The sequence below is a fragment of the Synechococcus sp. MW101C3 genome (genome assembly GCF_002252635.1).
GTDB lineage: Bacteria > Cyanobacteriota > Cyanobacteriia > PCC-6307 > Cyanobiaceae > MW101C3.
Genome location: NZ_NQKX01000007.1, coordinates 164,325 through 176,858, shown reverse-complemented (window position 1 = coordinate 176,858; position 12,534 = coordinate 164,325). Strand labels below are relative to the sequence as shown.

Below are 12,534 nucleotides of genomic sequence, written 5' to 3'. Positions count from 1 at the left end.
CCCCTGCCGAGGGGCTCGGTGATAGCGTCCAGCCCCTGCTCCGGTTCGCTCGATGCGTGTCTCCCGCCTGATGCTGGTGACGCTTCGCGACGATCCTGCGGAGGCGGAGATTCCCTCCCATCGGCTGCTGCTGCGTGCTGGTTACATCCGCCGCATCGGTTCCGGGATCTACGCCTACCTGCCCTTGCTGTGGCGTGTGCTGCAGAAGGTGTCGGCCATTGTGCGAGAAGAGATGAACGCCACTGGGGCGCTGGAAACCCTTCTCCCCCAGCTGCAGCCCAGCGAGCTCTGGGAGCGCAGCGGCCGCTGGCAGGGCTACACCGCTGGGGAGGGCATCATGTTCCACCTGCTCGACCGCCAGGACCGTTCGCTTGGCCTGGGCCCCACCCACGAGGAAGTGATCACGGCTCTGGCGGCGGATCTGTTGCGTTCCTACCGACAGTTGCCGGTTTGTCTGTATCAGATTCAGACGAAATTCCGCGATGAGATCAGGCCCCGTTTCGGGCTGATGCGTGGCAGGGAATTCATCATGAAGGACGCTTATTCCTTCCACGCCGATGAGCAGGATCTCAAAGCGGCTTACGGCGTGATGGACCAGGCCTACCGACGCATCTTCGAGCGTTGCGGCTTGCGTGCCGTGGCGGTGGAGGCCGACAGCGGTGCCATCGGTGGTTCCGCCAGCCAGGAGTTCATGGTCACCGCCGATGCCGGCGAAGATCTGATCCTCGCCAGCCCCGATGGCCGTTACGCCGCCAACCAGGAGCGTGCCTGCTCCCGGGTGGAGCCGGCGGTGCCACTGGCAACGACGGCACCCCCCACCCTGCTGGCCACCCCCGCTCAGCGCTCGATTGAGGCGCTCTGCAGTGCCCATGGGTTTGATCCTTCCCAAACCGTGAAGGTGCTGGTGCTGCTCGCCCGCTTCGCCAGCGGTGGGCCCCTACCCGTGCTGGTGAGCCTGCGCGGCGATCAGACTCTCAATCCTGTGAAGCTCTCCAACGCGGTTTCCGCCCGCTGCGCCGATGCAGGCGCCTTGCTGAGCCTCGAGCCGATCACGCCTGAGCAAGTTCTGGCGGAAGGGCTTGAGCCCTGGCCGCTGGGGTTCCTGGGCCCCCACCTGCCTGATGCGCTGCTGCAAGGGGCTGCGAGCTGGCAGCAGCGCTTCCTGCGGCTGGCCGATCCGTCGGCCGCCGATCTCGGCGCTTTTGTCTGCGGTGCCAACAGCCTCGACCATCACCTGGTGGGAGCCTGCTGGGGCGAGGCCATGCCCACGCCCGACACTGCGGATCTGCGCGCCGCCCAGCCGGGTGACCGTTGTCTGCACGACCCCGAGCAGCGTCTGGAAGCCAGCCGTGGCATCGAGGTGGGGCACATCTTCCAGCTGGGCCGCAAGTACTCCACTGCCCTGGATGCCTGCTTCACCAATGAGGCCGGAGTGGAGGAGCCGCTGTGGATGGGTTGCTACGGCATCGGTGTGTCACGGCTGGCCCAGGCGGCGGTGGAGCAGCACCACGACGCCAACGGCATTTGCTGGCCGCTACCGATCGCGCCCTACGAAGTGATCGTGGTGGTGGCGAACATGCAGGAGCCTGTGCAGGTGGAACTGGCCGAGCGACTCGATGCAGCCCTGGAGGCCGGCGGGCTCGAGGTGTTGCTCGATGACCGCCCCGAGCGCGCGGGTGTGAAGTTCAAGGACGCCGACCTGATCGGCATTCCCTGGCGGGTTGTGGTGGGGCGCGGGGCCGCCCAGGGCCAGGTGGAGCTGGTGGAGCGCCGCAGCGGCGAGCGGCAGGAGCTGGCCGCCGCTGATCTGCCCGCCCAGCTGATCGCGGTGGTGGAAGCGGGCCGGCTGGGCCGGGGCGCACCCTCCTGCTGAGGCCTCGGGCTTGCGTGCCTGGGAACTCGCTGGCACGGCTTATAGAGTTTCCCGATTCAATCAGGAGCACCGATGGCCGCGCACCCCTGGCGTTTCGAAGCAGGCCAAGGCACCTTCCGGCCCTTGTTGCTCGCCGTTCAACGTCTCGGCCGCCGGCTGATGGCGTCGGCCCTGATGGTCGCGCTTTGCCTCTCCCTCACGCTCACGGCCTGTGGCAGTGCCACCGGCAACCTCAGCGGCGTCTACGTGGACGACACCGTGACCGTGGCCCAGAGCCTGCTGAGCACCATCGCCCTGGAGCAGGACGACCCCGCCCGCAGCGCTGCCGAGACCGACGCCCGCGCCCTGATCTCTGACTACATGGCGCTTTACCGCCCCCGGGCGAACGTGAACGGCCTGCCCTCCTTCACCACCATGCAGACCGCCGTCAATTCGCTGGCCGGCCACTACACCAACTACGCCAACCGCCCGCTGCCCGACGCGTTGCGCGCCCGCCTCGAGAAGGAGCTCAAGAAGGCTGAAACCAACGCCGTGCGCGGCGCCTGAAGCCCGGACCACCCCCGCCGGGATCACGGATGCCGCTGGGGGGTTTACGAAGGGGCAGCTGATCTGAGAGGCTCTCTGTTTGTGCTTAGAAGCGGCTTCGGGCCGCTGTTTCCTTCTTGGCCAATGTCGTCGTCATCGGTGCTCAATGGGGTGACGAAGGCAAGGGAAAGATCACCGATCTGCTCAGCCGCTCCGCCGATGTGGTGGTGCGGTATCAGGGGGGTGTGAACGCCGGTCACACGATCGTCGTCGACGACAAGGTGCTCAAACTGCACCTCATTCCTTCCGGCATTCTTTATCCCGACACCACGTGCCTGATCGGCTCCGGCACGGTGGTCGACCCGAAGGTCATGCTCGGTGAGCTCGACATGCTCGCCACGTTCGGCATCGACATCTCCGGCCTGAAGCTCGCCTCCACGGCCCACGTGACCATGCCTTACCACCGCCTGCTGGATCAGGCGATGGAGCAGCGCCGCGGCGATCGCCGCATCGGCACCACCGGTCGGGGCATCGGCCCCACCTATGCCGACAAATCGGAGCGCAACGGCATCCGGGTGCTCGACCTGCTCGATGTGGACCGGTTGCGGGATCGCCTGTTGGCTCCCCTGGCCGAAAAGAACCTGATCCTGGAGCGCATCTACGACCTGCCGCCGCTCGATCCCGAGGAGGTGATCCTTGAGTACGCCGCCTATGGCCAGCGGCTGGCGCCCCACGTTGTCGACTGCACCCGCACGATCCACGAGGCCGCCCGTGCCCGCAAGAACATCCTGTTCGAAGGGGCCCAAGGCACCCTGCTCGACCTTGATCACGGCACCTACCCCTACGTCACCTCGTCCAATCCGGTGTCCGGTGGCGCCTGCATCGGCGCAGGGGTGGGCCCCACGCTGATCGACCGTGTGATCGGTGTGGCCAAGGCCTACACCACCCGCGTGGGCGAAGGGCCTTTCCCCACCGAGCTCGAAGGCAGCCTCAACGATCACCTCTGCGATCGCGGCCATGAATTCGGCACCACCACCGGCCGGCGGCGCCGTTGCGGCTGGTTCGATGGCGTGATCGGCCGCTATGCCGTTCAGGTGAACGGCCTCGATTGCCTGGCGATCACCAAGCTTGATGTGCTCGATGAGCTCGACGAGATCCAGGTGTGCGTGGCCTATGAGCTCAACGGCGAGCGCATCGACCACTTCCCGAGCAGTGCCGAGGATTTCGCCCGCTGTCAGCCGATCTTCGAAACGCTGCCCGGCTGGCAGAGCTCCACTGCCGACTGCCGCCAGCTTGAGGAGCTGCCGGACACGGCAATGGCTTATCTCCGCTTCCTCGCCGAGCTGATGGAGGTGCCGATCGCCATCGTGTCCCTCGGGGCTCAACGTGACCAGACGATCGTCGTGGAGGATCCGATCCACGGTCCCAAGCGGGCCCTGTTGAGCGCGTGATGCCCAGACAATTTGATGTCGTCGGCATCGGCAACGCCATCGTGGATGTGCTGGTGCAGGCGGATGATGCCTTCATTGCTGCCCATGGCCTCACCAAAGGCACCATGGCGCTGGTGGATGAAGCCCAGGCCGATCGCCTCTACGCCGCCTCTGGCCCTGGCCTTGAAACCTCAGGCGGATCCGCAGCCAACACCTTGGCGGGCATCGCCCAGCTGGGCGGCCGCGCCGGTTTCATCGGTCGTGTCCGCAACGATCAGCTGGGCGGGATCTTCGCCCACGACATTCGTTCTGTGGGAGCTCACTTCCAGACGCCCCCCACCACGTCCGGTCCCTCCACGGCCCGCTGTCTGATCCTGGTTACCCCCGACGCCCAGCGCACGATGTGCACCTATCTGGGGGCCTCGGTGACGCTCGATCCCGCCGACCTCGACCTGGAGCTGGTGGGGCAGGCGAAGGTGCTCTACCTGGAGGGCTATCTCTGGGATTCCGAGCCGGCCAAGCGGGCTTTCATCGCCGCTGCCGAGGTGGTGCGCGCCCATGGTGGTGAGGTGGCCCTCAGCCTCTCCGACGGTTTCTGTGTGGAGCGCCACCGCGCCAGCTTCCTCGAACTGGTGGATGGCCACGTGGATCTGCTCTTCGCCAACGAGCTGGAGATCTGCTCCCTCTATGCCACCGACAGCTTTGAGGAGGCGGTGGACCGGGTGCGTGGTTGCTGCAAGGTGGCCGCGCTCACCCGCAGCGAAAAGGGATCGCTGGTGCTGGCCGGAGGGACCAGTCACACGATTGCGGCATATCAGCTGGGCCCCCTGGTGGACACCACCGGCGCCGGCGACCTCTACGCGGCCGGCTTCCTGCACGGCTACACCCAGGGCCAGAGCCTTGAGGACTGCGGTCGACTGGGCTCACTCTGCGCCGGCCTGGTGGTCACCCAGCTGGGACCCCGACCCCAGGCCTCCCTGCAGGATCTGGTGCGGCTGCATCTGGGCTGAGCCGGCCAGCTCATCCTGCAGCCACAGGCCATAGGCGCCTTCAGTCTGGGCCGGCCAGTGGATCCACTCCGGCGTGTCGTAGCTGTGCAATGCGTGCAGGCGCCGCCTCAACGCCTCCAGCTGGGTGGCGCTGGTTTTGATCAGCAGCTGCACTTCCGTGCTGCGCTCCATCCTTTCTTGCCAGTGATAGAGCGAGGTGATCGGCAGCAGGCTGACGCAGACCGCCAGCCGCTCCTCCAGCAGGGCCTGCGCCAGCCGCTCAGCATGGGCGGCGTCCGCCTCGGTGGTGAGCACCAGTGTGAGCGCCGTGGCAGGGTCGTTGGAAGGCGGTGGCATGGCTAGAGCCAGCGGGCGGGCTGGCCCAGCTTCTCCAGCAGCTCTGTCAGCGGCAAGCCTTCCACCCCTGGGGGTTCGGCGGGGCGCGCCAGCAACAGCAGCTGCAGATTTCTGGCGGCACAGAGCTGTTGCCAGCCGCGCTCTGTGTGCCCACCCGACTGCCGGCAGAGCACCGCGCTGATCTGCCACTGCCGCAGCAGCGCCTGCTCGATGCCGAGGGCCGCCCCCCCCAGTGGGCCGCCCGCCGGCCGCAGGCAGGCCAGGTGGGCATCCGGCAGCCCCGCTGCCCGCGCCTGCTGCAGGCTCGCGGGTGTGGGCAGCACCCGTGCGAAGAGCTCCACCCCGCTGGCATGGGCAGCGGCGGTGGCCAGATGGCGAGCACCGATCGCCAGCAGCAGCCGTTGACCGCGCAGATCTTCCTTCCCCAGGGCCTGCAGATCGCTCAACAGGGTCTGCCGCGGGGCGAGGTGCGGCTCCAGCGGCCGCAGCAGCCGCAGCAGCGGTTGCCCCAGCGGCTGGCAGGTCGTCGCCAGCTGAGCGCTGATCTGCACCGCAAAGGGATGGCTGGCGTCGATCACCCATTGGTAGGGGCGCCGCTGGAGGCGCGCCGCCTCCAGGTGCCGCTGGATGCCGGCGCTGCCCTGCATCGCGCCCACCTCCAGCAGCAGCCGGGGGTGCGGGGAGTAAGCGCGCCCCGCCGTTTGGCTCACCACGGAGACGGTCAGCTCCCAGCCGTTCGCCAGCAGCGCCCCCGCGAGCCAGGGACCTTCACCGGTGCCGCTGATCAGCCACAGGCGCCCGCTGGTGCATTTCACGGCCGTGCATCAGGATGTGGCCCGCCGGTGCGGACGGAGAGATGAATCACTGCTTGCTGGAGGGGGTGGTGCTGGAGGCGCCCCAGGTGCGCTACACCCAGGACAACCAGACGCCGGTGGCGGAGATGGCCGTGCAGATCGACGGGCTGCGCCCGGATGACCCGCCCGGCCAGGTGAAGGTGGTGGGCTTCGGCAATCTGGCGCAGGACCTGCAGAACCGCGTTCAGGTGGGCCAGCGCTTGGTGCTGGAAGGGCGCCTGCGCATGAACACTGTGAACCGCCCGGATGGCACCAAGGAGAAGCGGGCCGAGTTCACCCTCTCCCGGCTCCATCCCCTCGGCGGAGCTGTGGTCGGTGCTGGCGGAAGCGCCGACCCATCCAGGGCGCCGGCGCCAGCTCCTGCGCCGATGGGGGCCTCACGGGCCGCCGCTCCTGTGCGCCAGCCGGTGCGGCAGAACCCGCCACCTGCCGCTCCCGCCCCGGCCACACCCACCTGGAATTCCGCTCCTCTCGTGCCTGACACCCAGGAGGAAGACGAAATCCCGTTCTGATCAGGAGACAGGGCATGCGTGAACCAACCTGCGCGCGTGGCTGAAGCAAGCGGGCGTGCCCTGCTGAACGAATGGGCCGGATGCGCTCGGATGAGGGGGTTGGCGGCCAAACGGCCGTCGCCACTCCCACCACCGGACGTTTCAGTCGGTCTGCAGCTTCTCGCGGGCCTGGTCGAGCATCTGGCCCAGTTCGCGCTCCAGGGCTGCCAGATCGAGGCGCAGCTCACTCCAGCGGCCCGCATCGATCTGACGCAGCAGCCAGAGCCGGTCTTCGGTGAGCTGATCGAGCAGCACCCGGTTGCTCGGTGCCTGTGCGGCTCCAGTGGGGTTGGCTGAGGCTGCCGCCCGGCCGGCATCAACGTTGGCGGCTACCGCAGGGTCGAGGCCGTCGGCAGGCGGCGACAGGGACATGGAGGCGGATCGCTGGCGTTGCCTCTCCATCCTGCACGGCTTTGCTGGAGGATGGGTCCATGCAAGCCCTCACCTCCCCCGGCAGCCTGCTCACGATTCTCGGAGCGGTGCTCACCGTGATCGGTTCGATCGCGTACGTCACCGATAGCCCGAACATCAGCCTGGCCGGTGTCTTCTATGGCATCCCTGTGTTGTTGGGTGGCCTGGCGCTGAAATCCTCGGAGTTGCCGCCTGCCGAACGGCTCACCCCCCCGGCCACCTATCAACGTCTGCGGGAGGAGACGGCCAGCGAGCCGCTGCGAAAAGTGCTCAAGGACGTGACCCGTTGGCGCTACGGCCAGAAGGCCCACCTGGAATCCTCCCTCGAAGCCCTCAAACTCTGGGACGAGGACAGCCCGCCCGAGCTGGTGAGCGTGGCTGAGCTGGAGCAGGGCGGTGCTTATTGCCTGATCCTGCGCTTCCGTCTCAATGGCGTGAGCCTGGAGCGTTGGCAGGCACGCCAGGAGCGCCTTGGTCGTTTCTTCGGCCCGGGCCTCACGGCCGAGTTGCGGCCGCTCGATGCCTCGCTCCTGGAGCTGGCGCTGCTCCCCACGGCGGCTGTCAGCCCCGAGCCTGTGCCCTGATCTCCGCACCTCCCCAGGGCCTCCGACGGCTCTGAACCCGTGGCGTTCCACCGCCCGGGCACAGCTCGGTACCAGCCCATCCCGGCCACGGACCCGTCCACTCCAGTCCAGCCCGGTACCCGCCAGCGCCGTCGATCCCGGCCCGCTCTCCTCAGTCTCTCCACCCACCATCACCCCGCAGTCCATTGAGCCAGGACCCCTTGATCAGCGCCGAGGACAGCCTGCGGGTCTCCGTCCTCAGCGAGGCCCTTCCCTACATCCAGCGCTTCGCCGGCCGCCGGGTGGTCGTCAAGTACGGCGGTGCGGCCATGGCCCACAAGTCGCTGCAGGAGGCGGTGTTCCGCGATCTGGCCCTGCTCGCCTGTGTGGGGGTGCGGCCGGTGGTGGTGCACGGCGGCGGCCCGGAAATCAACGAGTGGTTGACCCGGCTGGCGATCAAGCCCACGTTCCGTGACGGCCTGCGCGTCACCGATGCCGACACCATGGATGTGGTGGAGATGGTCCTGGTGGGCCGTGTAAACAAGCAGATCGTCAACGGCCTCAACCGCCTGGGCGGCAGGGCCGTGGGGCTCTCCGGCAGTGACGGGAGGCTGGTGGAGGCCCGCGCCTGGGGCGGTGGCTCCCACGGACTGGTGGGGGATGTGGCTGCCGTGAACCCCGCCGTGCTCGCTCCCCTGCTTGACGCGGGCTACATCCCGGTGATTTCCAGTGTGGCCGCCAATGCCGAAGGCCAGGCCCACAACATCAACGCCGACACGGTGGCGGGTGAGTTGGCCGCTGCCCTGCAGGCCGAAAAGCTGATCCTGCTCACCGACACCCCCGGCATCCTCACCGACCGCGACGATCCCAGCTCGCTGTTGCGCCATCTGACCCTGGCCCAGGCCCGCGAGCTGATTGCCAACGGCGTGGTGGCCGGTGGCATGACCCCCAAGACCGAATGCTGCATCCGCGCCCTGGCCCAGGGGGTGGGGGCCGCTCACATCGTTGATGGTCGCGTCCCCCATGCCCTGCTGCTGGAGGTGTTCACCGATGCCGGCATCGGCACGATGGTGGTCGGTCGCTGCCAGCCGGATACCGTTGCCGCCTCGCCCGTCCGCCGCTCCGGCTTGCCTGGCCATGGAGGATGAGTCCTTGCTCAGCGCGCGCCGCGCTCTCGAGCGGGGCGACTACGGCCAGTGTCTGCGATTGCTTCAACCCCTGGCCGACCAGCACCCACCCAGTTCCCCGTTCGGCGGTCAGCTGCGGCTGTTGATGGTCACCGCCTGGATCGGCCAGGGTGACACCGCCGCTGCTCAGGCCTGCTGCCGCAGCCTGCGCGCCAGCACCGATCCTGAACTGCGCCTGCAGGCCAGGGATCTGCAGATGATCCTCGATGCCCCGGCGCTGCAGCGTCCGGCCAATTGGTCCCTCACCCTGCCGAGCCTGGGTGGGGCCGAACCCCTGGAAGGCCGGCTGAAGTCTGCCAGCCGCTGGATGCCGCGCCGCGATGGGCCGCCTGAGCCGCCGCCGCCACCGGTGGGCCCCACGCGCCAGCCCCTTGGTTTCGCCGTGGTCGCCCTGGTGCTGCTGCTGGTGCTCACCCTGCTGAGCGGATGCCTGCGGGTGGACACGGAGCTGCAGTTTCCGGGCCCGGGGCGGCTGCAGCTCACCCAGGTCTGGAGCAGCGACACCGGCCGCCAGCTCCCCTGGCAGCAACGCTTCGCCTCGGCCGTGGCGGAGGCCGATCCAGGTGCCCGCCTGAGCCTCAAGGGAGACGGCCCCCGCCAGGTGCTGCGCAGCCCCTCCCTGCCGGCGGTGGAGATTCAGGCCCTGCTGGCACGCACCACGACCCTGGCCGCTGAACGGATCGGTGTGGAGCTGCCCCCGCCCCGCCTCGAACTGAGCGAGCGGAACTGGCTGCTGGGGGTGCGCCAGCACCTGTGGCTGGAGCTCGATCTTCAGCCCCTTGACGCCGTTCCGGGCCTCGATCTCCAGATGGTGCTCCGTCCGGTTTCTCTCGGCGCCGTGCGGCAGGCCGCCCCCCGGCCGGCCGCTCGCGAAGGAACCGGTGTGCGCTGGCCCCTTGCCACCGGCGCCGCCAATCGGCTGGAGCTGCTCACCTGGCGCTGGAGCAGGCTGGGTCTGGGTGGGATGGTGATCCTGCTGCTGCTCTGTGCCGCCCTTGCCCTGCAGCGGTTGCGCTGGTCATCGGGGTTCGGCTGGCCCGAGCTGCCCGTTCCCCAGGACGCCGACGGGGCCTGATCAACGCCGCCTTTCCAGGTGCGCCGGCGCAGAGGTTCTGTTGCAGAGTGACTGGGAGCCGCTTGCCAGCCCCGAGAGGCTCTGCCTCTCAGAGCTCCATCGGATCGGGATCGATGCTGAGCGTCACTCGGCCGTCGAGGCCCTGGCGCAGCGCCTGCTCCTCGGCCAGGGGCAACGGGGTGCCGGCCGGCCCGTGCAGCAGCAGTTGCCAGCGGTGCCGACCGGCCACCCGCGCCACCGGTGCTGGTGCCGGCCCGATCAGCTCCCAGCCTGCCGCCTCCACCGCCGGGCGCACCCGCTCCGCCAGTGCGGCGGCGGTGGTGGCGGTGGCGCTGGCGGAGTCACCGGCGAAGCGCAGCAGACAGGCACGGCTGAAGGGCACCAACCGGGCCTGACGGCGGAGCCGCAGCTCCTCGTCGAGGAAGCGCTCGTAGTGGCCATCGATCAGGTGACAGATCACCGGATGGTCAGGGCTGTAGGTCTGCACCAGCACGGATCCCGGCCGTTCGCCCCGACCGGCCCGGCCGGCGAGCTGCAGCAGCAGCTGCAGGCACTGTTCCGCGGCGCGCAGATCGGGCCGGTGCAGCAGACCATCAGCCGCCAGCACCGCCGCCAGCGTCACCCGGGGCAGGTCCATGCCCTTCGCCAGCATCTGGGTGCCCACCAGCACGTCAGCGTCTCCGGCGGCGAAGGCTGCCAGCAGACGCCGGTGGCCGTCACGGCCGCGGGTGGTGTCGCGGTCGAAGCGGAGCACCCGCAGCCCTTCCAGCTCCTTCTCCAGCTGCTCGATCACTCGCTGGGTGCCGGCGCCGAAGGGTTTGAAGGCGGTGGAACCGCAGTGGCCGCAGCGCTCGGTGATCTCCTGGCGGTGGTCACACCAGTGGCAGCGCAGCCAGGCACGGCCCTCACGCTGGCGGTGCACGGTGAGTGCCACATCGCAGTGGGGGCACTGCACCACTTCACCGCAGCTGCGGCAGCTGAGGAAGCTGCTGTAGCCCCGCCGCGGCACCAGCACCACCGCCTGCTCGCCACGCTCCTGCACCTGCTCCAGCCGCTCCATCAGGGCCCGGCTGATCAGGCGCCGGTGGCCATCGGCCAGCTCCAGCCGCATGTCCACCACGCTCACCGACGGGGTCTGGGCGCCGCCGATGCGCTCAGGCAGCCGCAGCAGGGTGGTGACTGGGCGCCTGCCGACGTCACCGTGGCCAAGTCTGGACGGTTGGCAGGCCAGCCAGGTTTCCAGGGAGGGGGTGGCGCTGCCCAGCAGCAGGCGGCCGCTGTTCCGGCAGCGGATCCGCGCCACGTCGCGGCAGTGGTAACAGGGCATGGGAGCGTCCTGTTTGTACGAGGTGTCGTGTTCCTCGTCCAGCACGATCAGACCGAGCGGCTGCAGCGGCAGGAACACGGCGGAGCGGGTGCCCACCACCAGCAACGGCTCGCCTTGCCGGGCCGCCAGGCAGCGGCGCCACACCTGGACCCGCCCGGCGTCGCTGACGCCGCTGTGGTATTCGAGAACGTCGCCGCCGAAACGGGCATGGCAGCGATCCAGCAGCTGGGGGATCAGGCCGATCTCAGGGGTGAGCAGCAGCACGCTTTCACCGGCCGCCAGCGCGGCGGCGGCGGCCTGGAGATACACCTCGGTTTTGCCCGAGCCGGTCACGCCCCAGAGCAGCAGCTCACTGCCCGGCGGCGAGGCCAGGATCGCCTCCAGGGCCTGCTGCTGGGCTGTGGTGAGCGACCGTGGCGTGCTGCGGTCGCCGCCGGGCAGGCCATGGGCACGAGCAGCCGTCTCCGGGCCCGGCAGACGGGCTGTGATGCACACCCCGCCCCCACGGCGCAGCCCCTCCACCACCGAACGGCTGAAGCCCCATCCGCCGCAGACATCGCGCAGCCAGGCCCCGCCCCCGCACTGGTGCAGGGCCACCAGCAACTGCTGCTGACGAGGACTGGCCGCTGCCGCGTCCGCCGTCGCGCTTACCCACTGGAGCGGGCGCGGCCCGGCCGGCTGGGATGGGCGCCACTGGCCAAGCCAGCCCGACGGCAGCGCTGATTTGAGCGTTTTGAACACCGTGGTGTGGCATTGATGGGCCACCTCCTGTAACAACTCCTGCAAGAGGGGATGCACGGCGGCGCGCTGATGCACGGCGGTGATCGCCAGCAGCCGCGCCGCCTGCAGATCGGGCGGAAGGGCCTGGAGCGCCTCCACCACCAGTCCCACATGGGGCCGTCCACGCAGTGGCACCCGCACCAGATCGCCGGCGGCGATCTCAAGATGCTGGGGATTGGCATAGGTGAAGATGCGGCCTTCCCGGCCGGCTTCCACCCAGACCTGCCAGTAGATCACTGCCGTGGAGGGTGGGGCGTGTGCATCGGCCACGACGAGCTGCTGCGTTTGCCTTGCAAACACCATGGGTGTTTCTTAAGGTGATCAGGTTGAGCAGTCCAAACGGCTGCTGTCGGAACCAGGCAGAGTTCCGTCCAGAGGGAAGATCTGAAGCCAGCCATACGGATTTTTCTCCGCAGGGCTGCTGGGTCTGCGACCACCCCTGACAGCCCTGCTCTGGCCTTCGCGCCGCCGTTGTCGTTTCCGGTCTGGTTCCATCTCGTTAGGGCGCTCGATTTCCCATCGTGCCTGGCACTTCGGCGAATGCCGCGGGGCCTCGGCATGTTGGTTGACGTCGATGCCATCACGCCAACGGGGCGACCTCTCCAGAACGCT

At 68.7% G+C, this 12,534-nt stretch carries 12 protein-coding genes; 8 read left to right on the top strand and 4 right to left on the bottom strand.

The window, feature by feature from the left end:
* The first annotated feature begins 52 nt into the window (after positions 1-52).
* The 4 genes from CJZ80_RS10505 (at position 53) to CJZ80_RS10490 (ending at position 4,838) form a co-directional block, all read left to right on the top strand.
* Positions 53-1,873, top strand: a complete 1,821-nt coding sequence (locus CJZ80_RS10505) for a proline--tRNA ligase (RefSeq protein WP_094512950.1) — start codon at positions 53-55, stop codon at positions 1,871-1,873.
* Positions 1,874-1,945: 72 nt separating this feature from the next.
* Complete coding sequence (psb27, locus tag CJZ80_RS10500) at positions 1,946-2,419, top strand: photosystem II protein Psb27 (RefSeq protein ID WP_198948288.1); 474 nt, start codon at positions 1,946-1,948, stop codon at positions 2,417-2,419.
* A 116-nt stretch (positions 2,420-2,535) separates the two neighbouring features.
* Positions 2,536-3,849, top strand: a complete 1,314-nt coding sequence (locus tag CJZ80_RS10495; protein WP_094512949.1) for an adenylosuccinate synthase — start codon at positions 2,536-2,538, stop codon at positions 3,847-3,849.
* Positions 3,849-4,838, top strand: coding sequence for an adenosine kinase (locus CJZ80_RS10490; protein WP_094512948.1), 990 nt, complete (start codon positions 3,849-3,851; stop codon positions 4,836-4,838). Before CJZ80_RS10495 ends, CJZ80_RS10490 begins: the two co-directional genes overlap by 1 nt.
* Here the strand turns inward: CJZ80_RS10490 and cutA are convergent.
* The gene (gene cutA / locus CJZ80_RS10485; RefSeq protein ID WP_094512947.1) at positions 4,752-5,174 is read right to left on the bottom strand and encodes a divalent-cation tolerance protein CutA; all 423 of its coding nucleotides are present in this window, start codon (positions 5,172-5,174) and stop codon (positions 4,752-4,754) included. The two genes, CJZ80_RS10490 and cutA, sit on opposite strands and share 87 nt — an antisense overlap.
* A gap of 2 nt (positions 5,175-5,176) precedes the next feature.
* Entirely contained in the window at positions 5,177-5,989 is an 813-nt protein-coding gene (locus CJZ80_RS10480) for a precorrin-6A/cobalt-precorrin-6A reductase (RefSeq protein WP_094512946.1), read from the bottom strand.
* A 41-nt stretch (positions 5,990-6,030) separates the two neighbouring features.
* Between CJZ80_RS10480 and CJZ80_RS10475 the strand changes: the two genes are divergently transcribed.
* Entirely contained in the window at positions 6,031-6,540 is a 510-nt protein-coding gene (locus CJZ80_RS10475; RefSeq protein ID WP_094512945.1) for a single-stranded DNA-binding protein, read from the top strand.
* 141 nt (positions 6,541-6,681) lie between these two features.
* Here CJZ80_RS10475 and CJZ80_RS10470 read toward each other — a convergent pair whose 3' ends face one another.
* The gene (locus tag CJZ80_RS10470; RefSeq protein ID WP_094512944.1) at positions 6,682-6,951 is read right to left on the bottom strand and encodes a hypothetical protein; all 270 of its coding nucleotides are present in this window, start codon (positions 6,949-6,951) and stop codon (positions 6,682-6,684) included.
* Positions 6,952-7,010: 59 nt separating this feature from the next.
* On the opposite strand from CJZ80_RS10470, the gene CJZ80_RS10465 reads away from it, so the two are divergent.
* From CJZ80_RS10465 to CJZ80_RS10455, 3 genes are all read left to right on the top strand, one after another.
* The gene (locus CJZ80_RS10465; protein WP_094512943.1) at positions 7,011-7,574 is read left to right on the top strand and encodes a DUF2854 domain-containing protein; all 564 of its coding nucleotides are present in this window, start codon (positions 7,011-7,013) and stop codon (positions 7,572-7,574) included.
* A 185-nt stretch (positions 7,575-7,759) separates the two neighbouring features.
* On the top strand, positions 7,760-8,701 hold the full coding sequence (gene argB / locus CJZ80_RS10460) for an acetylglutamate kinase (RefSeq protein ID WP_094512942.1): 942 nt from the start codon (positions 7,760-7,762) through the stop codon (positions 8,699-8,701).
* A 4-nt stretch (positions 8,702-8,705) separates the two neighbouring features.
* Positions 8,706-9,815, top strand: coding sequence for a DUF3153 domain-containing protein (locus CJZ80_RS10455; RefSeq protein ID WP_233132997.1), 1,110 nt, complete (start codon positions 8,706-8,708; stop codon positions 9,813-9,815).
* Between the two features lie 88 nt (positions 9,816-9,903).
* On the opposite strand, the gene priA is transcribed toward CJZ80_RS10455, so the two are convergent.
* Positions 9,904-12,192, bottom strand: coding sequence for a primosomal protein N' (priA, locus tag CJZ80_RS10450; protein WP_233132996.1), 2,289 nt, complete (start codon positions 12,190-12,192; stop codon positions 9,904-9,906).
* Positions 12,193-12,534: the final 342 nt, after the last annotated feature.

Coding starts and splice junctions, on each gene's coding strand:
- CJZ80_RS10465 (WP_094512943.1), top strand. CDS start 7,011: ATGCAAGCCCTCACCTCCCCCGGCAGCCTGCTCACGATTCTCGGAGCG.
- cutA (WP_094512947.1), bottom strand. CDS start 5,174: ATGCCACCGCCTTCCAACGACCCTGCCACGGCGCTCACACTGGTGCTC.
- CJZ80_RS10505 (WP_094512950.1), top strand. CDS start 53: ATGCGTGTCTCCCGCCTGATGCTGGTGACGCTTCGCGACGATCCTGCG.
- CJZ80_RS10475 (WP_094512945.1), top strand. CDS start 6,031: ATGAATCACTGCTTGCTGGAGGGGGTGGTGCTGGAGGCGCCCCAGGTG.
- CJZ80_RS10470 (WP_094512944.1), bottom strand. CDS start 6,951: ATGTCCCTGTCGCCGCCTGCCGACGGCCTCGACCCTGCGGTAGCCGCC.
- psb27 (WP_198948288.1), top strand. CDS start 1,946: ATGGCCGCGCACCCCTGGCGTTTCGAAGCAGGCCAAGGCACCTTCCGG.
- CJZ80_RS10490 (WP_094512948.1), top strand. CDS start 3,849: ATGCCCAGACAATTTGATGTCGTCGGCATCGGCAACGCCATCGTGGAT.